The sequence below is a fragment of the Bacillus sp. EB600 genome (assembly GCF_024494385.1).
Classification (GTDB): Bacteria; Bacillota; Bacilli; order Bacillales; family Cytobacillaceae; genus JAEVLT01.
This window is the reverse complement of record NZ_JAEVLT010000008.1, coordinates 1-21,120: the sequence shown is the minus strand read 5'-3', so window position 1 is coordinate 21,120 and position 21,120 is coordinate 1. Positions and strand designations below refer to the sequence as shown.

The window sequence follows — 21,120 nt, the reverse complement described above, 5'->3', positions numbered from 1 at the left end:
ATGAGCTTTTTTAAAAAATTAAAGGAAAAAATTTCAAAACAAACAGATGCTGTAACCGAAAAGTTTAAAGAGGGGTTAACGAAAACTCGAGATAGTTTTTCTGGGAAGATGAATGACCTTGTTGCGAGATATCGAAAAGTAGACGAAGAATTCTTTGAAGAATTGGAAGAAATCTTAATTTCAGCGGATGTTGGCTTTGAAACCGTTATGAAATTGATTGATGAATTAAAGATGGAAGTAAAACGACGTAACATTCAGGACCCAAAAGAAGTACAAAGTGTTATTTCCGAAAAGCTAGTCGCTATTTATAATGGCGCAAGTGAACAATCACCAGAAATAAATATCCAAGAAAATGCGATGACGGTCATCTTATTTGTAGGTGTAAATGGGGTGGGGAAAACAACAACGATTGGAAAGCTGGCCCATAAATATAAGCGTGAAGGAAAATCTGTTCTATTAGCAGCAGGAGATACATTCCGGGCTGGTGCGATTGAACAACTTGAGGTTTGGGGAGAGCGCGTCGGAGTAGACGTCATTAAGCAAGCAGAAGGATCTGATCCTGCCGCAGTCATGTTTGATGCTATTCAAGCGGCAAAATCACGACAGGTAGATATCCTCCTTTGTGATACAGCGGGACGCCTTCAGAATAAAGTGAATTTGATGAAGGAGCTGGAGAAGGTAAAGCGGGTAATTGAAAGGGAAGTTTCTGGTGCACCGCATGAGGTGCTGCTCGTTCTTGATGCGACAACAGGGCAAAATGCGTTAATCCAGGCTAAAACCTTTAAAGAGGCAACAAATGTAAGCGGAATTGTCCTTTCCAAATTAGATGGAACCGCTAAAGGCGGAATTGTCCTGGCCATTCGGAATGAATTAAACATCCCTGTAAAATTTGTCGGCCTTGGTGAAAAAATGGATGATCTTCAGGAATTTGATGCTGAACAATATGTGTACGGATTATTTGCTGATCAGGTTGAAAAAGCTGAAGAATAAGTATTTCAAAGAAAGCAGTAATAAAATACTAAAGGCAAAACCACAAGGAATTAATTACCGAAATTAGTTTTAAAGAGCAAGGTGGGTAAGTAAGAAGGGCTATAAGTGACCGAAACCGGTTAAAAAAACGAATTACGGTCACTAAGAAGGGCTATAAGTGACCGAAACCAGCTGAAGAAACGAATTACGGTCACTAAGAAGGGCTATAAGTGACCGAAACCAGCTGAAGAAACGAATTACGGTCACTAAGAAGGGCTATAAGTGACCGAGACCAGCTGAAGAAACGAATTACGGTCACTAAGAAGGGCTATAAGTGACCGTAATGAACTAAAGAGCAAATTGGACGCAGTGTCTACCAAATTAATAGATTATTATTCTTGCAATAGTTTGTTCCCGGTTTACAGCAATTTATTCTTGTTAAGACGCTATCTTGACAGATAAACTTTGACTGTGTAGACTAACACTTGTAAAGGTTTTTCACTTAACAAGGAGGGATATGCATGCTAGAAAAGACAACGAGAATGAATTATCTCTATGACTTTTACTATTCGTTGTTAACACAAAAGCAGCAAAGCTATATGTCTCTCTATTACTTAGAAGATTACTCCCTTGGTGAAATTGCAGAAGAGTACGACATAAGCCGTCAGGCGGTGTATGACAATATTAAGCGAACCGAAGCAATGCTTGAGGCGTATGAGGAAAAATTGGGCTTATTCCAAAAATTTCAAGAACGTGGAAAGCTTTTTACACATGTAAAAGAATTACTTAATGAAAATCCCCCTTCAAAGCAGGCAATCATAGAAACGGTGGCCGAGCTTGAGAAATTAGATTAGGAGGCGGCATAGATGGCATTTGAGGGTTTAGCCGACCGTCTGCAAAATACAATTCAAAAGATTCGCGGAAAAGGGAAAGTCAACGAAGCAGATGTAAAAGAAATGATGAGGGAAGTCCGACTTGCGCTTTTAGAGGCTGATGTTAACTTCAAGGTTGTTAAAGACTTTGTTAAAAAGGTCAGTGAGCGTGCTGTCGGTCAAGAGGTGTTAAAAAGCTTAACCCCTGGACAGCAGGTTATCAAAATCGTTAACGAAGAATTGACTGCATTGATGGGAGGAGAGCAAAGTAAGATTGCTGTCTCCAATCGGCCTCCGACCGTTATTATGATGGTAGGCCTGCAGGGTGCCGGTAAAACAACAACAACCGGAAAACTTGCCAATTTGCTGCGCAAAAAGCATAATCGGAATCCCATGCTTGTGGCCGCGGATATATACCGTCCGGCTGCGATCAAACAGCTGGAGACGCTCGGTAAACAATTAAGCTTGCCTGTATTCTCTCTAGGTGACCAAATAAGTCCGGTTGAGATTGCGAAACAAGCAATTGTGAAAGCGAAGGAAGAGCATCATGATTATGTTCTCATTGACACAGCTGGGCGGCTTCATATTGATGAAACGTTAATGAATGAGCTTAAAGATATTAAAGAGCTGACAAAGCCAGATGAAATTTTTCTAGTTGTTGATGCAATGACCGGACAAGATGCAGTCAACGTTGCCCAAAGCTTCAATGAGCTGTTAGGTCTGACCGGAGTTGTTTTAACTAAGCTTGATGGTGATACTCGCGGCGGTGCAGCCCTTTCCATTCGGGCCGTTACAAATACACCAATAAAATTTGTTGGTCTTGGCGAGAAAATGGATGCTCTTGAAGCATTCCATCCAGAGAGAATGGCTTCTAGAATTCTCGGCATGGGTGATGTGCTGACATTAATCGAAAAAGCTCAGGCAAATGTTGATGAGGAAAAAGCGAAAGAGCTTGAACAAAAACTGCGGACAGCCAGCTTTACACTGGATGACTTTTTGGAACAGCTTGGACAGGTTCGAAATTTAGGACCGCTTGATGAGTTGTTGAAAATGATGCCTGGAGCAAATAAAATCAAAGGCTTGAACAACATTCAAGTGGATGAAAAACAAATTGGCCATGTTGAGGCGATTATTCGCTCGATGACAGTTGAAGAAAAAAACCATCCTGAAATCATGAATGCCAATCGTAAAAAGCGGATTGCCAAAGGGAGCGGGCGAACGGTTCCTGAGGTAAACCGCTTGCTGAAGCAGTTTGATGATATGAAAAAAATGATGAAGCAAATGTCAGGCATGCAGCAAAAAGGTAAGAAAAAAGGCGGCTTTGGTGGAATGAAATTTCCATTTAAATTTTAAAAGCGTAAGCGCCCAAATTCTCAAAGTTCGAAGCATTACTTTAGTGAAAAAACATATGTAAAGAAAAAACACTTTACAAACATATTACTTTTCTGGTATCATTCTATCTTGTGTGAAACTATTCGGAGGTGCTTATTTAAAATGGCAGTTAAAATTCGTTTAAAACGTATGGGAGCTAAAAAAACTCCTTTCTATCGTATTGTAGTAGCAGATTCTCGTTCTCCTCGTGATGGACGTTATATTGAAATCGTTGGAACTTACAATCCAGTATCCCAACCGGCAAAATTGGATATCAACGAAGAATCAGTTCTTAAATGGTTACAAACTGGTGCAAAACCATCTGATACAGTACGTAATCTTCTTTCCAGCCAAGGTATCATGGAAAAATTCCATAATGCCAAATTAAGCAAGTAAATTAACGATTATGAAAGAATTAATCGAGACAATTGTAAAACCCCTTGTTGATTTTCCAGAAGACGTTCAAGTGAGTGTGGTTGAAGAGGATCAACGTGTAACCTATCAGCTTTCTGTCAACAAGACAGACATGGGAAAAGTAATTGGAAAGCAAGGGCGCGTTGCTAAGGCGATCAGAACGGTTGTTTATGCAGCAGGATCATCACAACATAAAAAGATTTTTTTAGAAATTGGTGAATAGCTTTTTACAACTGGACAAAAGGGAGGGATTAAACCCTCTCTTTTTGTTATAGACAAAAGAAAAGCGATAAAGCTCAAAGAATCTAACAGGGAGGCGCAATGATGAAAATACTCCAAACAGTTGTGGTGAAACAAATATTAACGGACGCAAGCAAGCAAAAACTGCTATATAAATACATGGAACGAAAGCTTCAACTACAAAAGGAAAGCGATCAGCTTCATTTTGAATTGAAGCGTCTTGAAAAAACAAAAAAATTTCAAATGCATGGCCTAAAAACTCATTTTGAGAAAGAAATTCAAAAACGCGAAGAAAAGCAAAAGCTGCTTGAGTTTCAAATTGAACAACTACATATGCTACCATTAGGAAGCGAGTTAAAGGAAAAAGAAGTTCAAGCCCTTATTGAACTAAATATTGGGGATAATTGGGATGAACGGGTAAGACAGCCAGCTATCATTATTAAAGATGGTATTATTACGGAAATACGTTAGAGGTGATAACCGCTATGGAAAAATGGTTCAATGTCGGGAAAATCGTCAATACGCAGGGAATAAAAGGGGAGGTACGAGTGATTTCGACCACTGATTTCCCTAATGAACGCTATAAGAAAGGGAATGTTCTGTTTCTTTTCTTGCCAAAAAATGAAACGCCGATCCAAGTAACGATTAAAAGTCATCGCAAGCATAAGAATTTTGATTTACTGCTGTTTGAAGGTTATGAAAATATTAATGACGCTGAAAAGTTTAGAGATGGAATCCTTAAGGTGCCTGAATCCCAATTAGGTAAGCTTGAAGAAGGCGAGTTTTACTTTCATGAAATTCTTGGCTGCCTTGTTTTTACAAAAGATGGCGAAGAGGTTGGAAAAATCACCGAGATCTTAACACCGGGTGCAAATGATGTATGGGTAGTAAAAGGACAAGATGGGCAAGAAATATTAATCCCTTATATTGATGATGTCGTCAAGAAGGTTGATAGTAAAGAAAAAATTATTTTGATTGATCCGCTCGAAGGCTTGCTTCCATGATGAGAATTGATATTCTTACGCTATTTCCGGAGATGTTTTCGGGAGTGTTGGGACAATCCATTTTACAACGAGCGTCCGAAAAAGAAGCGGTCAGTTATCATGTAATCAATTTTCGTGATTTTGCCGACAACAAACACAAGACCGTCGATGATTATCCCTACGGTGGCGGGGCTGGCATGGTATTAAAGCCTCAGCCGATTTTTGATGCGGTTGCTGCGTTAACAGAACAAGCGAGCGATGAAAAGCCACGAATTATTCTGCTCTGCCCCCAAGGATCACGCTATGATCAAAAAAAAGCAGAAGAGCTAGCCGAAGAAAAGCACCTTATCTTTATTTGCGGTCATTACGAAGGCTATGATGAAAGAATACGAACGAATCTCGTCACAGATGAAATCTCGATCGGAGATTATGTCCTTACAGGCGGAGAGCTCGGTGCAATGGTGATCATTGATAGTGTGGTAAGGCTTCTGCCGGATGTATTAGGCAGGGAAGAATCACACCAGCTGGATTCGTTTAGCACAGGGCTGTTAGAGCATCCTCATTACACAAGACCAGCTGATTTCCGCGGGTTGAAGGTGCCGGATACACTTATATCGGGAAATCATAAATTAATCGAAGAATGGCGCACAAAAGAGTCGCTGAGACGCACCCTTTTACGCCGACCTGATTTGCTTGAAAAAATCGAATTAACAAAAGAGCAAAAGGATTGGCTTGCACAACTAAAAAAAGAGTTTGAGTAATGATTGCATGAAAACATTATTTATGGTAAGATACATCTTGTGACTTAAGCCGAAATGCTTATGTTTGATAACGATGTTCCGCTGCACTTGGAATGAAATATCTGCAAGAGCATCTGTTGGAAGGAGTTGAAAACGATGCATAAAATTATCGAAGAAATCACAAAAGAACAACTTCGCACTGATCTTCCCGCTTTCCGTCCTGGAGACACTGTACGTGTACACGTAAAAGTTGTCGAAGGTACTCGTGAGCGTATTCAGTTGTTTGAAGGGGTTGTGATTAAGCGTCGTGGTGGTGGAATTAGTGAAACTTTCACAGTTCGTAAAGTTTCCTACGGAGTAGGCGTAGAGCGTACTTTCCCTGTTCACACACCAAAAATTGCGAAGCTTGAAGTCATTCGCCGCGGTAAAGTTCGCCGTGCTAAACTTTACTACCTACGTAAACTACGTGGTAAGAAAGCTCGTATTAAGGAAATCCGCTAATCATAAAAAGAAAAGAGCTTGCTTTGCAAGCTCTTTTTTCATACATAAATACTTTTCTGATGTATTTTTTGATTAAAGTTTGATTAAAAAATGAACCCCATCGTGTTTAATAGGCAATATTTATGTAAAATAAAATGAGGAATACATTTTTTTGTGGGATTGGTGGGAACATGAATGGCAAAAAAGAAAAATGAACTATGGGAATGGACAAAGGCATTATTAATTGCTGTAATACTTGCTGCGGTGATTCGTTACTTTCTATTTGCTCCTATTGTAGTCGATGGATTGTCCATGATGCCTACGCTGCATGACCAGGATCGAATGATTGTGAATAAACTAAGCTATGAAATTGGTACGCCGCATCGGTTTGATATCATTGTTTTCCACGCTCCAGAGGGAAAAGATTATATTAAAAGAGTAATTGGCCTCCCAGGAGATCGAATTGAGTATAAAAATGATACATTATATGTAAACGGGAAAGCGTATAAAGAACCATATTTGAATGAATATAAGAAACAATTAGTAGATGGACCTCTAACAGACCCGTTTACCCTTAAAGAAAAAATCGGCCGGGAAACAGTTCCAAAGGGTGAATTGTTTGTAATGGGTGATAATCGCCGCTTTAGCAAAGACAGCCGTCATATTGGAACAATACCATTAAGCAAAGTCATTGGTAAGACAAGTGTTATATACTGGCCGTTAAACGATGCACAATTCGTAAAAGTGAAATAGAATTTAGGAGGTGACTGCTTTGACGATCCAATGGTTTCCAGGCCATATGGCCAAGGCTCGCAGACAAGTCACGGAAAAATTAAAGCTTGTAGATGTCATTTTTGAATTGGTGGATGCGAGAATCCCCTATTCTTCCAGAAACCCGATGATCGATGAAATTATTCAGCATAAGAAAAGACTTGTTTTATTAAATAAAGCAGACATGGCTGATAAAGAGCGGACGAAAGAATGGATCCGTTTTTTTGCTGAAAAAGGTGTAAAAGCACTGGCAATTAATGCCCAGGCTGGCGAGGGACTGCGTGACATTGTCCAAGCCTCACATCAATTGCTGCAAGAGAAGTTTGACAGGTTAAAAGCGAAAGGTGTGAAGCCAAGAGCTATTCGGGCGATGATTGTTGGGATTCCGAATGTGGGTAAATCCACGCTAATCAATCGACTTGCAAAGAAAAATATTGCCAAAACTGGAAATACACCTGGAGTGACAAAAGCACAGCAATGGATTAAAGTTGGTAAGGAGCTAGAGTTGTTGGACACACCAGGAATTCTATGGCCTAAATTTGAAGATCAGGAAGTTGGAATGAAATTGGCCGTAACTGGGGCTATTAAAGACACGTTGTTAAATTTACAGGATCTTGCTGTCTATTCATTGCGATTCCTAGAGAAAGCTTATCCTGAACGCTTAAAAGAGCGGTATCAGCTTGAAAAAGTTCCTGAGGATCTCGTAGAGCTTTTTGATCATATTGGCAGGCTTAGAGGCTGCCTCATGGGCGGAGGGCTGATTGATTACGATAAAACCGCAGAGTTAATCGTTCGGGAAATTCGCTCTGAAAAATTTGGCCCAGTCACGTTTGATACTCCTGAACAGTTTTCTCCTGCTGAGGATGTGAAACAACTGTAAACAGCTCTCCGCTTGGGGAGCTTTATTTTTTTTATATAAACCGATAAATATAGTAAATTAGGTGATAATTTTGGCAAAAGAGACAATTGAACAAATTGAAAAACGTTTATTATTGATTGAGGATGAAGCTGATCCGTATTTATCAGCGCTTGAAAAGGATGAGCGAAAAGGGGTGCACGTCCTGATCGATAAATGGAGAAAGCAAACAGAAAAAGCAAGAATATTGACCGAAAAATTTCACGAAATGAGTACATATGAAAGAAAACACCGGGCCGAAGGGTTTCAGTTAATTGCAGGCATGGATGAGGTTGGCAGAGGACCGCTTGCGGGACCAGTTGTCGCAGCAGCTGTCATTCTTCCCGAAGACTTTTTCCTGGCAGGTATTGATGATTCAAAGAAACTTACTGAAAAAAAGCGTGAGGAATACAATGAAATTATTCGTAGTCAAGCGCTTGCAATTAGTATTTCGATGATTCAAGCACCTGAGATTGATGCAATCAACATTTACGAAGCAACCAAGAAGGCAATGAAAGCGGCGATCGCAGGTTTAACCCCAAAGCCGGATTTTATTCTAATAGATGCTATGAAGCTGGAAATACCGTTCGCCTCCGAATCAATTGTTAAAGGAGATGCGAAAAGTATTTCCATTGCAGCGGCATCCATTGTTGCGAAAGTAGCTAGAGATAGCTTGATGAAGGGCTTAGCAAAAACTTTTCCTCAATATGGATTTGAACAAAATATGGGGTATGGGACAAAAGAGCATATCAAAGCTGTTCATACATTTGGAATTACTCCATATCACCGTAAAAGCTTTGCGCCTATAAAGGATTTAATCGTAAGTGTTTAGAAAGGGAGAGGTCGCTACATGGATCCTTTAAGCTTTCTTAAGTCAATAGTTAGGGCCGGACAGCCTGCCCAACGACCTGATTCGCTCAAGCTGCGGCCGGGTCAAATCATTAATGGCAAAATCGTTCGCTTTCTCCCGAACCAAATGGCAGTCATCCAAATTGGATCACAAAAGTTGATGGCAAAGCTGGAAGCATCCCTCTTAGCAAATCAGCAATACTGGTTTGAGGTACAATCTGGAGAAGGAAAGGTTCATCTAAAGCTTGTAAAGGGAAATAGTAAGGCGGTGCCTTCTATGGCTTCTAATGAAGCTCCAGAGTATTTACTCAATCAGAATAATGGATCGGATGGGTTAATCGAGCAAAATTATACCCAGGTCCCCATTCAGTTGGGACAAGAGAAGGCTGAATTAGCGATTCAATGGAATGGACGCAAGAAAGAAAACGGGAAAATCGACCCAAACAATTGCCGGATTCTTTTTTTTATTGAATTAAAAAATATCGGGGAAATACTGGTTGATATGCAAATCCAAAATCGAAGGATCGCGGTTGTGATCTTCAATGGAACAACAGATCTAAGCGTCACCTCTGAACCGCAAATGTCCATCTTAAAGGAAAATTTACAAAGGTTGAATTACAAGCTTTCTATGCTAAAAATACAACTGCCGCCAAGTGAGAAATCATTGAAAAATCTTATAAAAAAACCAACGTCGTTGGACAAGATTGCCGGGAATTACAAGGGGGTGGACATCCGAATATGAAAAAAGAAGATACTAATTTCAGGAAAGAAGCTGTCGCCCTAACGTATCATCCGGATTCCGCTGATGCCCCCATTGTGGCCGCCAAGGGAAAAGGAAAAACGGCTGAAATGATTATTGAAAAAGCAAAGGAAAATCAAATTCCCGTTCAGGAAGATCCTGCACTCGTAAATTTACTAGGACAACTAAATGTCAACGATAGGATACCACAAGAATTGTACCAGGCAGTAGCAGAAGTATTTGCGTTCATCTATAAGTTAGATAAAAATATAGAAAAAGGGAAAACATAATGGCGAAGTGGACGCAAAAACCACTGTCGAAATTGCCAATTTATGGTGAAAATTGGTGAAAAATACATAGCACTCTAGTATTCTCAATATTTGGATTCATATAAAATTTTGCATAATGGTGGACAAGGCGCTGTTTTTTTATATAAAATGGAAGCGCAGTCGAGTTTACAGAAAAGCTTGTTAGGAGGATGGGTAATGAATATCCATGAGTATCAAGGAAAAGAAATCCTCAGAAAATATGGGGTTGCGGTTCCAAATGGTAAAGTGGCATTCACTGTTGAAGAAGCAGTAGAAGCAGCGAAGGAATTAGGTACACAAGTATGTGTCGTAAAAGCGCAAATTCATGCTGGGGGTCGTGGAAAGGCTGGCGGCGTTAAGGTTGCTAAAAACCTTGATGAGGTCCGTACATACGCTAGTGAAATTTTAGGTAAAACATTAGTTACGCATCAAACGGGTCCAGAAGGAAAAGAAGTAAAACGTTTGTTAATTGAAGAAGGCTGCGATATCAAGAAAGAATACTACGTAGGATTAGTATTAGATCGTTCGACATCCCGTGTGGTTCTAATGGCTTCTGAAGAAGGCGGAACCGAAATCGAAGAAGTAGCAGCAAATACTCCTGAGAAAATTTTTAAAGAAGAAATTGATCCAGTGTTGGGATTAATGCCATATCAAGCACGCAGGATCGCGTTCAAAATTAATATTCCTAAGGAATCCATCAATCAAGCTGTTAGCTTTATGATGGGTCTTTATAATGCATACATCGAAAAGGATTGCTCTATTGCTGAAATCAACCCATTAGTTGTAACAGGTGATGGAAAAGTAATGGCATTAGATGCCAAGCTTAACTTTGATTCAAGTGCACTTTATCGTCAAAAGGATATTGTCGCATATCGTGATCTTGAAGAAGAAGATCCAAAAGAAATTGAAGCATCTAAATATGATTTAAGCTATGTTGCTCTTGATGGCAATATTGGATGTATGGTTAATGGTGCAGGACTAGCAATGTCGACGATGGATATCATTAAACATTATAGCGGTGACCCTGCTAACTTCCTTGATGTTGGGGGCGGTGCTACTGCTGAAAAGGTTACAGAAGCATTCAAAATTATCCTTTCTGATCCGAACGTAAAAGGTATCTTTGTCAATATCTTCGGCGGAATCATGAAGTGTGACGTTATTGCTGAGGGTGTCGTAGAAGCAGCTAAACAGGTTGGACTTAACCTTCCGCTTGTTGTTCGCTTAGAAGGAACAAATGTTGACCTGGGTAAGAAAATCCTAAATGAATCAGGTTTAAACATCATTGCTGCTGGATCCATGGCTGACGGAGCACAAAAAATCGTTTCATTAGTGAAATAGGATAGAAAGGGGAATTAACGTGAGCGTTTTTATTAATAAAGATACAAAGGTTATTGTTCAAGGGATTACTGGCGGAACAGCCCGTTTTCATACAAAGCAAATGCTTGAATACGGTACACAAATTGTCGGGGGAACTTCTCCTGGTAAGGCTGGCTCAGAAGTAGAAGGTGTACCTGTTTTTAATACTGTACAAGATGCTGTTAATGCTACAGGTGCTACTGCATCGGTTATTTATGTACCAGCACCATTTGCTGCTGATGCAATCATCGAAGCAGTTGATGCGGGGTTAGAGCTTACAATTTGTATTACTGAGCATATTCCGGTTTTGGATATGGTAAAAGTAAAACGTTATATGGAAGGCAAGAAAACACGCCTAATCGGACCAAACTGCCCTGGTGTTATTTCAGCAGATGAATGTAAGATCGGCATCATGCCAGGCTATATTCATACAAAAGGGCATGTTGGCGTGGTTTCCCGCTCCGGCACGTTGACTTACGAAGCAGTTCATCAATTAACACAAGCAGGAGTTGGTCAAACATCTGCTGTAGGTATTGGCGGCGACCCTGTTAACGGAACAAACTTCATCGATGTTCTAAAAGCGTTCAATGAAGATCCTGAAACCTTGGCTGTTATCATGATTGGTGAAATAGGCGGAACAGCTGAAGAGGAGGCAGCACAGTGGGTTAAAGCAAATATGACCAAACCTGTTGTTGGCTTCATTGGCGGACGTACTGCACCTCCAGGCAAACGGATGGGACATGCAGGTGCCATTATTTCAGGCGGTAAAGGAACAGCAGATGAAAAAATTCGTGTCATGAATGATTGTGGCATTAAAGTAGCCCCTACTCCAGCTCATATGGGTGAAACATTAATTGAAGTATTAAAAGAAAAAGGTTTATATGAAAAGTGTAAGACAAACTAAGTAAATAAACAGCTTAGAAAAAGCAGATAGTCCCTCCTGAATCGAGGGGCTATTTCTTCTGCTCTAAATTAACAAAAAAATTGGAGGCTATAGAATGGACGATCTTAAAGAAAGGCTTATTCAATTACTTCATTACCCAAATGTCACCTGGACGACAGTCTATCAGTTATTAAAAAAGGACCCAGCTCTCTCTTCTCTCAATCGCCTTGAGCCGAATGATTTTCGTCAATACTCTCAATTCCCTCCCTTAAACTCTTTTCAAAATTCTACATCCGACCCTTCTTTCGAATTTATTCATGAACAAATTCATCAATACAAAACAAATGACATTCACGTTATTTCCTTTTTTGATAAAGAATACCCAGCAAGCTTAAAGCAAATTTATCAACCGCCATGGGCCTTGTTTGCTAGGGGTGATCTCGGTCTTCTTGAAAAAGAACCCAAGCTGGCTGTAGTTGGTTCACGCCAGGGAACACAATATGGGAAAAATGCCATTCGCGTTCTATTCCCGCGTTTAATCGAAAAAGGGATTATAATTGTAAGCGGTTTGGCTAAAGGGATTGATACACTCGCGCATGAATGTGCACTACATTTAAATGGTAGCACGATTGCTGTGATTGCTGGCGGACTGTATCATATCTATCCAAAGGAAAATATGAACTTGGCCCTTAAGATGATGAAAAAACAGCTCGTTCTTTCAGAGTACCCACCCGACACAAAACCGGAAAGATGGCATTTTCCTGTGCGCAACCGAATTATTAGTGGACTATCATTTGGAACATTAATAATAGAAGCAAACCGAAAAAGCGGTTCATTAATCACGGCAAATTATGCAGTAAACGAGGGACGGGATGTGTTTGCACTGCCTGGGAGCATTTTTAGTCCTTTCTCTATTGGAACGAATGAACTCATTCAACAGGGGGCAAAGCTAATCACGAAAGCAGAGGATATACTAGAAGAAATTAGAAAGTAAAACCTGTCCAAAAGGGGGCTATTGCCCCTTTTGGACTGAAATTTGAGGAATTTTATTGATTTTTAATAAAAAAAGGTTGAAATTCTCGTAGTAATGTTATACATTTTGAAAACAGGTGTTCGAAAAAAAGGTCATGGATATAGGAAATTTTTGAAAACGATTACGATTTTAGAGCTTATAATTGACAAGACTCATGAATTATTGAATAATAATGGATATTTTATTCTTTAAAAAAGTATAATTCTGTTAATTGGTTTATTTATCGAATTGAAAATAAATTTTAATAAATTGGGGAATAGACATTTGTGTAGAGTATTTTCTGCGGTACAGTACTAGAATAAGTATTAAAGAAAACTTCTCAGGAGCGTTTGCATCTTTGAATGGGTATATTCGCTTATGTGGCTTGCATATTTCTTCTATCCCTCTAAGGAGGATGATTGGATGGCAGATTTTCTTGTAATCGTTGAATCTCCAGCAAAAGCAAAAACGATTGAACGATATCTTGGGAAAAAATATAAAGTAAAAGCATCCATGGGACATGTTCGGGATTTGCCCAGAAGCCAAATGGGTGTAGATGTGGATCATAATTATGATCCTAAATATATTACGATTCGCGGCAAAGGTCCGGTTTTAAAAGAATTAAAAACTGCCGCAAAAAAAGCAAAAAAAATCTATCTGGCTGCTGACCCGGATCGTGAAGGGGAAGCAATCGCTTGGCATTTAGCCCATAGCCTTTCAGTAGATGTTAATTCAGACTGCCGCGTTGTGTTTAATGAAATCACTAAGGATGCGATTAAAGAATCGTTTAAGCATCCGCGGCCGATTAACATGGATTTAGTTGATGCACAGCAGGCACGGCGAATTCTTGATCGCCTCGTCGGTTATAACATTAGTCCGCTTTTATGGAAAAAAGTAAAAAAGGGCTTAAGCGCTGGACGGGTTCAATCGGTTGCTGTACGGCTGATTGTTGATCGCGAGAAAGAAATCAAGGATTTTATTCCAGAAGAATACTGGACAATTGAAGGCGATTTCCTAAAAGGAAAATCACGTTTTAATGCATATTTCTATGGTCTGAATAAGGAGAAAAAAGAGCTTCGTTCAGAAGAAGACGTTCAGAACGTATTAAAGCAGCTTCAAGGAAATAAGTTCAAGGTTGTATCTGTCTCGAAAAAGGAACGGAAACGGAACCCCGCACCACCGTTTACCACTTCTTCCTTACAACAGGAGGCAGCAAGAAAGCTTAATTTTCGAGCTAAGAAAACAATGATGCTTGCACAGCAGCTTTATGAAGGAATTGAACTAGGAAAAGAAGGAACGGTTGGTTTAATTACCTACATGAGAACAGATTCGACACGGATATCTGAAGTAGCGCAAACGGAAGCATCAGCTTATATTAAGGAAGAATATGGTGCAGAGTATTTGAAGGAAGAGCAGCGTAAGGAAAAGAAGCAAGTAAACGCACAGGATGCCCACGAGGCGGTTCGTCCTTCAAGTACGTACCGTAATCCAAATAGCATGAAAGATTTCCTTTCAAGGGACCAATTCCGTCTATATAAATTAATTTGGGACCGCTTCTTAGCAAGCCAGATGGCTCCTGCCGTAATGGATACAATGGGCGTAGATTTGCAGAATGGAAATGTTTTTTTCCGGGCTACAGGATCAAAGGTGAAATTTCCTGGATTTATGAAGCTCTACGTGGAAGGAACCGATGATGCAGTCGAAGATAAGGAAAAAGAAAATATGCTTCCTGATTTAAAGGAAGGCGATGAAGTTACAAAAAAGGATTTGGACCCGAAACAGCATTTCACTCAGCCGCCGCCAAGGTATACAGAGGCAAGGCTTGTAAAAACACTTGAAGAACTGGGAATTGGCCGTCCATCTACTTATGCACCAACATTGGATACGATTCAAAAAAGAGGTTATGTTGGGCTTGATAATAAGCGATTTATCCCAACAGAGCTTGGTGAAATTATGTTGGAGTTAATTCTCGAGTTTTTCCCTGAAATTCTCGATGTTGAATTTACTGCGAAAATGGAGCAGGGATTGGACGATGTGGAAGAAGGAAAAGTCCGTTGGGTAAAAATTATCGATGAATTTTATCAAGAATTTGCGAAGCAACTTGAAATCGCTGAAAAAGAAATGCAATCTGTTGAAATTAAAGATGAACCCGCTGGTGAGGATTGCGAGCAATGCGGAAATCCGATGGTGTTTAAAATGGGGCGCTATGGAAAATTCATGGCTTGCAGTAATTTCCCTGACTGCCGGAATACAAAACCAATTGTGAAAGAAATTGGTGTTACCTGTCCGAAATGTCATGAGGGACAAATTATTGAAAGAAGAAGTAAGAAAAAAAGACTCTTTTACGGATGCAATCGATTTCCAGAGTGTGATTTCTTATCCTGGGATAAACCTTTGCCAAGAAGCTGTCCTAAGTGTGAAGGCCTTCTTGTCGAGAAGAAATTAAAAAAAGGTGTTCAAGTACAATGTGTGGAATGTGACTACAAGGAAGAATCACAAAGCTAGGGGGAAAGGGTGAGCAGCGCTCACTCTTTTTGGTGTGGCAAAGGGATTCTGCAGAAACAATTAATCTTATTATTTGAAATTTGATAACTATCCAGCTTCGACGCACAGGATGTGCTAGTGCCGACGTTGCCGCCAGGACGGCGGCAACGTCGGCCAGCGCCCAGCGACTAGTGTACTTCGCCCACTTCCCTACAACATCGAATCGCTAACGCGCTTCGTGTTTCCTTTATCTCAGTCAGTGTGCTCCAGTCCATGCGTCGCTTATCGGGCGCTTCCGCTTTAAAAATAATTTTGAAACTTTGTCCGTCTTATTACGTATACTAAAATAATGCAGGATGGACATGAATAACATAAAAGCGTAAAATAAAGCGGCAAGATGATTCAGGAGGTCCAAACATGAAAGATGTTTCAATAAATGTAATCGGTGCAGGCTTGGCTGGAAGCGAAGCTGCTTGGCAGATTGCCAAAAGAGGCGTAAAGGTTCGCTTGTTTGAAATGCGGCCAGTGAAACAGACACCTGCACACCACACAGATAAATTTGCCGAATTGGTTTGCAGCAATTCATTAAGAGCGAATACCTTAACAAATGCTGTAGGGGTATTAAAAGAAGAAATGCGGAGACTCGACTCAGTCATTATTGCTTCTGCAGATGCTTGTTCCGTGCCAGCAGGAGGAGCGCTCGCTGTTGACCGCCATGAATTCGCTGACAAAGTAACGAATACAGTGAAAAATCATGAAAATGTTACTGTTATAAATGAAGAGGTTACTGAAATTCCAGACGGTCCAACAGTCATTGCGACAGGCCCGCTGACAAGCGCTGATTTGTCTAAACAGCTGAAGGAACTTACCGGTGAAGATTATTTATATTTTTACGATGCAGCTGCACCTATTTTAGAAAAAGAAAGCATAAATATGGATAAAGTGTATTTAAAATCACGGTATGACAAAGGTGAAGCGGCTTATTTAAACTGCCCAATGACAGAAGAAGAGTTTAATCGTTTTTATGAAGCACTAATTTCAGCTGAAACCGCAGTTGTGAAGGAATTTGAAAAGGAAGTTTTTTTTGAAGGCTGTATGCCGATTGAAGTAATGGCAAAGCGCGGAATCAAAACAATGCTGTTTGGTCCGATGAAGCCGGTTGGTCTCGAAGACCCTAGGACAGGAAAAAGGCCGTTTGCTGTTGTGCAGCTTCGTCAGGATGATGCTGCGGGAACACTGTTTAATATTGTCGGTTTTCAAACCCATTTAAAATGGCCGGCACAAAAAGAGGTTATTCATTTGATTCCCGGACTTGAGAGTGCTGAAATTGTTCGCTATGGTGTCATGCACCGTAATACCTTTATCAATTCTCCAAAGGTGCTGAATGCAACCTATCAATTCCGAAATCGGGAAGATTTATTTTTTGCAGGACAAATGACTGGGGTAGAGGGCTATGTGGAATCAGCAGCAAGTGGGTTAGTTGCGGGGATGAATGCGGCCAGATTGTTTTTTGGTGAACAGCCGCTTGAATTTCCAGCAGAAACAGCAATTGGAAGTATGGCGAAGTATATTACCACTGCTAACCCCGATCATTTTCAGCCAATGAATGCGAATTTTGGGCTGTTCCCTGAATTGCCTGTAAGAATAAAAGGGAAGCAGGAACGGAATTTGCAGTATGCGAATCGTGCATTGGAAACAATTCAGAACTTTGTGAAGATTTTGTAAAATTTATTGCAAGGGTAATGTAAGTGTGTTACTATTTAGAAGCCTTTGCGAGGTGGCAGGAATGGCAAATATGGACGTTTTATTAAAGTTATTTATTGAATATTTACAAATCGAGAGAAATTATTCAAAATATACAATTGAGCAATATGAACATGAGATTAAGGATTTTTTTATGTTCATGTCTGAGCAAGCCATTATGGAAGTAAATAACGTTCAATATCTAGACGCCAGGCTTTATTTAACAAAGCTGTATGAAAGAAAGCTTGCCAAGAAAACAATGGCTAAAAAAATCTCTTGTTTACGAAGCTTTTATAAATTTTTGCTCCGTGAAAAGCTTGTTGATTCAAACCCGTTCACGCTTGTTAGCATTCCTAAAACTGAAAAAAGGTTACCACAGTTTTTTTATGAAAGTGAGCTTCAATTGTTATTTCAGTCCTGCGAAACTGAGACTCCTTTAGGTATTCGCAATAAAGCCATTCTTGAGCTTCTTTATGCGACCGGCATCCGGGTAAGTGAGTGCTGCCAAATTCGGATTTCTGAAGTGGATTTCTTTTTGTCAACTGTTTTAATCCATGGAAAAGGTAATAAACAGCGTTATCTCCCATTCGGCAGTATCGCGAAAGAATCCTTAGAACTTTACATAAACAGTGGAAGAAAAAAGCTTGTTTCCGCAAATGATCATCATGATGTTTTGTTTGTCAATCATCGCGGCGGTCCGTTGACAGTACGGGGAGTCCGGAAAATTTTAAATAGCATGATAGAAAAATCTGCATTAACAGGACATATTCATCCCCATATGATGAGGCATTCTTTTGCCACACATTTGTTAAATAATGGTGCGGACTTACGCTCAGTCCAAGAATTATTGGGTCATGCTTTTTTGTCTTCTACCCAGGTATATACCCATGTAACAAACGAACGATTACGTAAAACGTATATGGAACATCATCCAAGGGCATAAATGAAAAAAGTTTTAGCTGTGCCCTAGATTAATCATTTATACAAAATAAGTATTTAACGTTTTTTAGTTGGTATAACTTTGAAAAGCTCAAGCGCCCGTTAGTACGAAGGTGGACAAAGCTACTATTCGCAGGGCAATAGTGCCTGACAGTTAAGGAGGAAATTCATATGTCGGAATTTCATGCAACGACGATATTTGCCATTCATCATAATGGAGAATGTTCTATGGCAGGCGATGGCCAGGTAACGATGGGAAACTCGGTAGTGATGAAACACACTGCAAGGAAAGTCAGAAAGATATTTAATGGAAAGGTATTGGCTGGTTTTGCAGGTTCTGTTGCCGATGCTTTTACACTTTTTGAAATGTTTGAAGGAAAATTAGAAGAATATAATGGTAACCTTCAACGAGCCTCTGTTGAACTCGCACAGATGTGGCGGAGTGATAAAGTATTACGAAAGCTTGAAGCAATGTTAATTGTTATGAACCATGAAGATATATTGCTTGTTTCCGGAACAGGTGAAGTGATTGAACCTGATGACGGCATGTTAGCGATTGGTTCAGGCGGAAATTATGCTTTAGCAGCAGGACGTGCTTTAAAGTTGCATTCCGGGGCTAATTTGTCTGCAAAAGAAATTGCGAAAGCTTCATTGGAAATAGCAGCGGACATATGTGTGTTTACCAATCATAATATTATTGTGGAAGAGCTATAAACGGGAAGGAGCAGGGAATTCATGGCAAATACAACGAATTTAACCCCACGCCAAATTGTCGAGAAACTTGACCAATATATCATCGGACAAAAAGACGCAAAAAAGGCGGTAGCTGTTGCCCTTAGGAATCGATACAGACGTGGTTTGCTGAACGAAAAACTGAGAGACGAAGTGATTCCCAAAAACATATTAATGATTGGACCCACTGGTGTTGGGAAAACTGAAATCGCCAGAAGAATGGCCAAATTAGTAGGCGCTCCATTTGTTAAAGTGGAAGCCACTAAATTTACCGAGGTTGGCTATGTTGGTCGTGATGTCGAATCAATGGTTAGGGATCTCGTTGAAACCTCTGTTCGATTAGTAAAAGAGGATAAAATGTCAAGCGTTAAGGAACGTGCAGAAGAAAGTGCAAATCGCCGCTTAGTGGAGCTGCTTGTTCCAACAACTAAGAAAGCTACTAATTATAAAAACCCGCTTGAAATGTTGTTTGGCGGTGGAAATTCACAAGCAGAACCAGATGCAAATAGTTCCGAGGATTATTCAATCAATGAAAAAAGAAAGATTGTCAAAGAGAGGCTTGCGCTAGGCCAGCTGGAAGACGAAACTGTTACTGTTGAAGTAGAAGAGCAAGCACCATCGATGTTTGATATGCTCCAGGGGTCGGGAATGGAGCAAATGGGAATGAATATGCAGGATGTGCTTGGTGGCCTTATTCCGAAAAAGCATAAAAAACGAAAATTAACTGTCCGTGAGGCACGGAAGGTTTTAACCAACGAAGAAGCCCAAAAATTAATCGATATGGATGAGGTTACGTCAGAGGCTGTATTTAGGGCTGAACAGGCAGGAATCATTTTTATCGATGAAATTGATAAGATCGCCAGTAAGAATTCCGGTGGTTCATCAGTTGATGTTTCTAGGGAAGGTGTACAAAGGGATATTTTACCGGTTGTTGAAGGGTCAACGGTTGTAACGAAGTATGGTTCAGTCAAAACCGATCATGTACTGTTTATCGCTGCCGGAGCTTTTCATATGGCAAAACCATCTGATTTAATTCCCGAATTGCAAGGACGATTTCCAATTCGCGTCGAGTTGACCAAACTTACCGTGGATGATTTCTTTAGAATTCTCGTTGAACCGGATAATGCGCTAATTAAACAATATCAAGCATTATTGGAAACAGAAGGTATACAAATTGAATTTTCTGACGATGCTATACGTAGAATTGCTGAAGTAGCATTTGATGTGAATCAAAGCACTGACAATATTGGTGCTAGACGGCTTCACACCATTTTAGAAAAATTATTAGAAGACCTTTCATTTGAGGCTCCGGATATTTCGATGGAGAAGGTAATGATTACGCCACAATATGTTGACGAAAAGCTCGGTGCAATTTCAAAAAATAAAGACTTAAGCCAGTTTATCCTTTAGAGGTAGAAACAAGGGGACTCCTGGTTGGCATGAGTGGTCTAACCACCTAAATACGCAGAAATAATCAAACTAATAGATAGAAAAAACAACAAAGTAATGTTGCAGTTACTGTAGGAGGAAGAAGTAAATGGACTTATTAACAAAATCAAGAAAAATTAATGCATTACTACAAAAGGCAGCTGGTAAACCGGTTAATTTTAAAGAAATGTCTGAGACATTAAGTGAAACAATCGAAGCAAACGTTTTTGTTGTCAGCCGTCGAGGAAAGCTTTTAGGTGTGGCGATTCATCAACAAATTGAAAATGAACGTCTTCAACATATGTTTGAAGATCGTCAGTTTCCTGAAGAGTACACCAAGGGATTATTTAATATTCAAGAGACTTCACCAAATTTAACAATTGAAAGTGAGTATACTGCTTTCCCAGTCGAAAATAAAAATTTATTTGCTGAAGGCTTAACCACAATTGTACCGATTATCGGTGGTGGAGAACGATTAGGCACGTTAATTCTTGCTAGATTACAAAGCAAGTTTGATGATGATGATCTCATTCTTGCTGAATATGGTGCAACTGTTGTTGGTATGGAAATTCTCCGTGAGAAAGCAGAAGAAATTGAAGAAGAAGCTAGAAGCAAAGCAGTTGTCCAAATGGCAATTAGCTCTCTTTCTTACAGTGAGTTAGAAGCGATTGAACATATTTTCGAGGAGTTAAATGGTAAAGAAGGGCTTTTAGTTGCATCGAAAATTGCCGACCGCGTTGGTATTACACGCTCCGTTATTGTTAATGCTTTAAGAAAGCTTGAGAGTGCTGGAGTAATCGAATCCCGTTCGCTCGGTATGAAAGGTACTTATATTAAAGTATTAAATGATAAGTTCCTTGTAGAACTAGATAAACTGAGAGCTAATTAAATAGAAAAGCGGAAGCGCCCGTT

The 21,120-nt window shown here is 39.9% G+C and carries 23 protein-coding genes; all 23 read left to right on the top strand.

The window, feature by feature from the left end:
* The 23 genes from ftsY (at position 1) to codY (ending at position 21,097) form a co-directional block, all read left to right on the top strand.
* A complete protein-coding gene (gene ftsY / locus JN080_RS10620) occupies positions 1–990 on the top strand; it encodes a signal recognition particle-docking protein FtsY (RefSeq protein ID WP_256235967.1) in 990 nt (329 codons plus the stop codon).
* Positions 991–1,490: 500 nt separating this feature from the next.
* A complete protein-coding gene (locus JN080_RS10615; RefSeq protein ID WP_256235966.1) occupies positions 1,491–1,823 on the top strand; it encodes a putative DNA-binding protein in 333 nt (110 codons plus the stop codon).
* A gap of 12 nt (positions 1,824–1,835) precedes the next feature.
* Positions 1,836–3,194 carry a signal recognition particle protein gene (gene ffh, locus JN080_RS10610; protein ID WP_256235965.1) on the top strand — a complete coding sequence of 453 codons (1,359 nt, stop codon included), beginning with the start codon at positions 1,836–1,838 and terminating at the stop codon, positions 3,192–3,194.
* A gap of 141 nt (positions 3,195–3,335) precedes the next feature.
* Entirely contained in the window at positions 3,336–3,608 is a 273-nt protein-coding gene (gene rpsP / locus JN080_RS10605) for a 30S ribosomal protein S16 (protein ID WP_256235964.1), read from the top strand.
* Between the two features lie 10 nt (positions 3,609–3,618).
* Complete coding sequence (locus tag JN080_RS10600) at positions 3,619–3,849, top strand: KH domain-containing protein (protein ID WP_256235963.1); 231 nt, start codon at positions 3,619–3,621, stop codon at positions 3,847–3,849.
* Between the two features lie 101 nt (positions 3,850–3,950).
* The gene (locus tag JN080_RS10595; protein ID WP_256235962.1) at positions 3,951–4,337 is read left to right on the top strand and encodes a YlqD family protein; all 387 of its coding nucleotides are present in this window, start codon (positions 3,951–3,953) and stop codon (positions 4,335–4,337) included.
* 14 nt (positions 4,338–4,351) lie between these two features.
* A complete protein-coding gene (gene rimM / locus JN080_RS10590; RefSeq protein ID WP_256235961.1) occupies positions 4,352–4,870 on the top strand; it encodes a ribosome maturation factor RimM in 519 nt (172 codons plus the stop codon).
* Positions 4,870–5,610 carry a tRNA (guanosine(37)-N1)-methyltransferase TrmD gene (trmD, locus tag JN080_RS10585; RefSeq protein WP_256236148.1) on the top strand — a complete coding sequence of 247 codons (741 nt, stop codon included), beginning with the start codon at positions 4,870–4,872 and terminating at the stop codon, positions 5,608–5,610. Before rimM ends, trmD begins: the two co-directional genes overlap by 1 nt.
* Positions 5,611–5,745: 135 nt before the next feature.
* Positions 5,746–6,090, top strand: coding sequence for a 50S ribosomal protein L19 (gene rplS / locus JN080_RS10580; protein WP_256235960.1), 345 nt, complete (start codon positions 5,746–5,748; stop codon positions 6,088–6,090).
* A 174-nt stretch (positions 6,091–6,264) separates the two neighbouring features.
* The gene (gene lepB, locus JN080_RS10575) at positions 6,265–6,822 is read left to right on the top strand and encodes a signal peptidase I (protein WP_256235958.1); all 558 of its coding nucleotides are present in this window, start codon (positions 6,265–6,267) and stop codon (positions 6,820–6,822) included.
* Between the two features lie 19 nt (positions 6,823–6,841).
* Complete coding sequence (ylqF, locus tag JN080_RS10570; RefSeq protein WP_256235957.1) at positions 6,842–7,720, top strand: ribosome biogenesis GTPase YlqF; 879 nt, start codon at positions 6,842–6,844, stop codon at positions 7,718–7,720.
* A 70-nt stretch (positions 7,721–7,790) separates the two neighbouring features.
* On the top strand, positions 7,791–8,567 hold the full coding sequence (locus JN080_RS10565; RefSeq protein WP_305473910.1) for a ribonuclease HII: 777 nt from the start codon (positions 7,791–7,793) through the stop codon (positions 8,565–8,567).
* Between the two features lie 18 nt (positions 8,568–8,585).
* Entirely contained in the window at positions 8,586–9,326 is a 741-nt protein-coding gene (locus JN080_RS10560; RefSeq protein WP_256235956.1) for a hypothetical protein, read from the top strand.
* Positions 9,323–9,613, top strand: a complete 291-nt coding sequence (locus JN080_RS10555) for an EscU/YscU/HrcU family type III secretion system export apparatus switch protein (RefSeq protein ID WP_256235955.1) — start codon at positions 9,323–9,325, stop codon at positions 9,611–9,613. The genes JN080_RS10560 and JN080_RS10555 overlap by 4 nt, the downstream gene beginning before the upstream one ends.
* 195 nt (positions 9,614–9,808) lie before the next feature.
* Positions 9,809–10,969, top strand: coding sequence for an ADP-forming succinate--CoA ligase subunit beta (gene sucC, locus JN080_RS10550; RefSeq protein WP_256235954.1), 1,161 nt, complete (start codon positions 9,809–9,811; stop codon positions 10,967–10,969).
* A 19-nt stretch (positions 10,970–10,988) separates the two neighbouring features.
* Positions 10,989–11,891, top strand: coding sequence for a succinate--CoA ligase subunit alpha (sucD, locus tag JN080_RS10545; RefSeq protein ID WP_256235953.1), 903 nt, complete (start codon positions 10,989–10,991; stop codon positions 11,889–11,891).
* 94 nt (positions 11,892–11,985) lie between these two features.
* A complete protein-coding gene (gene dprA, locus JN080_RS10540; protein WP_256235952.1) occupies positions 11,986–12,864 on the top strand; it encodes a DNA-processing protein DprA in 879 nt (292 codons plus the stop codon).
* Positions 12,865–13,305: 441 nt separating this feature from the next.
* Positions 13,306–15,387 carry a type I DNA topoisomerase gene (gene topA, locus JN080_RS10535; RefSeq protein WP_256235951.1) on the top strand — a complete coding sequence of 694 codons (2,082 nt, stop codon included), beginning with the start codon at positions 13,306–13,308 and terminating at the stop codon, positions 15,385–15,387.
* Between the two features lie 396 nt (positions 15,388–15,783).
* Complete coding sequence (gene trmFO, locus JN080_RS10530) at positions 15,784–17,091, top strand: FADH(2)-oxidizing methylenetetrahydrofolate--tRNA-(uracil(54)-C(5))-methyltransferase TrmFO (RefSeq protein ID WP_256235950.1); 1,308 nt, start codon at positions 15,784–15,786, stop codon at positions 17,089–17,091.
* 61 nt (positions 17,092–17,152) lie between these two features.
* Positions 17,153–18,052, top strand: a complete 900-nt coding sequence (gene xerC, locus JN080_RS10525; RefSeq protein ID WP_256235949.1) for a tyrosine recombinase XerC — start codon at positions 17,153–17,155, stop codon at positions 18,050–18,052.
* A gap of 167 nt (positions 18,053–18,219) precedes the next feature.
* Positions 18,220–18,762, top strand: a complete 543-nt coding sequence (gene hslV / locus JN080_RS10520; RefSeq protein WP_256235948.1) for an ATP-dependent protease subunit HslV — start codon at positions 18,220–18,222, stop codon at positions 18,760–18,762.
* Between the two features lie 21 nt (positions 18,763–18,783).
* Positions 18,784–20,190, top strand: a complete 1,407-nt coding sequence (gene hslU, locus JN080_RS10515) for an ATP-dependent protease ATPase subunit HslU (protein WP_256235947.1) — start codon at positions 18,784–18,786, stop codon at positions 20,188–20,190.
* A 127-nt stretch (positions 20,191–20,317) separates the two neighbouring features.
* Positions 20,318–21,097: a GTP-sensing pleiotropic transcriptional regulator CodY gene (codY, locus tag JN080_RS10510; RefSeq protein WP_256235946.1), complete on the top strand. Its 780-nt coding sequence runs from the start codon at positions 20,318–20,320 to the stop codon at positions 21,095–21,097.
* Positions 21,098–21,120: the final 23 nt, after the last annotated feature.

Excerpts from the sequence above, each read along its gene's own strand:
- JN080_RS10560 (WP_256235956.1), top strand. The coding sequence starts at position 8,586 with ATGGATCCTTTAAGCTTTCTTAAGTCAATAGTTAGGGCCGGACAGCCT.
- codY (WP_256235946.1), top strand. The coding sequence starts at position 20,318 with ATGGACTTATTAACAAAATCAAGAAAAATTAATGCATTACTACAAAAG.
- trmD (WP_256236148.1), top strand. The coding sequence starts at position 4,870 with ATGAGAATTGATATTCTTACGCTATTTCCGGAGATGTTTTCGGGAGTG.
- rimM (WP_256235961.1), top strand. The coding sequence starts at position 4,352 with ATGGAAAAATGGTTCAATGTCGGGAAAATCGTCAATACGCAGGGAATA.
- trmFO (WP_256235950.1), top strand. The coding sequence starts at position 15,784 with ATGAAAGATGTTTCAATAAATGTAATCGGTGCAGGCTTGGCTGGAAGC.
- rpsP (WP_256235964.1), top strand. The coding sequence starts at position 3,336 with ATGGCAGTTAAAATTCGTTTAAAACGTATGGGAGCTAAAAAAACTCCT.
- ftsY (WP_256235967.1), top strand. The coding sequence starts at position 1 with ATGAGCTTTTTTAAAAAATTAAAGGAAAAAATTTCAAAACAAACAGAT.
- lepB (WP_256235958.1), top strand. The coding sequence starts at position 6,265 with ATGGCAAAAAAGAAAAATGAACTATGGGAATGGACAAAGGCATTATTA.
- dprA (WP_256235952.1), top strand. The coding sequence starts at position 11,986 with ATGGACGATCTTAAAGAAAGGCTTATTCAATTACTTCATTACCCAAAT.
- JN080_RS10595 (WP_256235962.1), top strand. The coding sequence starts at position 3,951 with ATGAAAATACTCCAAACAGTTGTGGTGAAACAAATATTAACGGACGCA.
- JN080_RS10600 (WP_256235963.1), top strand. The coding sequence starts at position 3,619 with ATGAAAGAATTAATCGAGACAATTGTAAAACCCCTTGTTGATTTTCCA.
- xerC (WP_256235949.1), top strand. The coding sequence starts at position 17,153 with ATGGCAAATATGGACGTTTTATTAAAGTTATTTATTGAATATTTACAA.
- ffh (WP_256235965.1), top strand. The coding sequence starts at position 1,836 with ATGGCATTTGAGGGTTTAGCCGACCGTCTGCAAAATACAATTCAAAAG.
- hslV (WP_256235948.1), top strand. The coding sequence starts at position 18,220 with ATGTCGGAATTTCATGCAACGACGATATTTGCCATTCATCATAATGGA.
- rplS (WP_256235960.1), top strand. The coding sequence starts at position 5,746 with ATGCATAAAATTATCGAAGAAATCACAAAAGAACAACTTCGCACTGAT.
- JN080_RS10615 (WP_256235966.1), top strand. The coding sequence starts at position 1,491 with ATGCTAGAAAAGACAACGAGAATGAATTATCTCTATGACTTTTACTAT.
- topA (WP_256235951.1), top strand. The coding sequence starts at position 13,306 with ATGGCAGATTTTCTTGTAATCGTTGAATCTCCAGCAAAAGCAAAAACG.
- sucC (WP_256235954.1), top strand. The coding sequence starts at position 9,809 with ATGAATATCCATGAGTATCAAGGAAAAGAAATCCTCAGAAAATATGGG.
- hslU (WP_256235947.1), top strand. The coding sequence starts at position 18,784 with ATGGCAAATACAACGAATTTAACCCCACGCCAAATTGTCGAGAAACTT.
- JN080_RS10555 (WP_256235955.1), top strand. The coding sequence starts at position 9,323 with ATGAAAAAAGAAGATACTAATTTCAGGAAAGAAGCTGTCGCCCTAACG.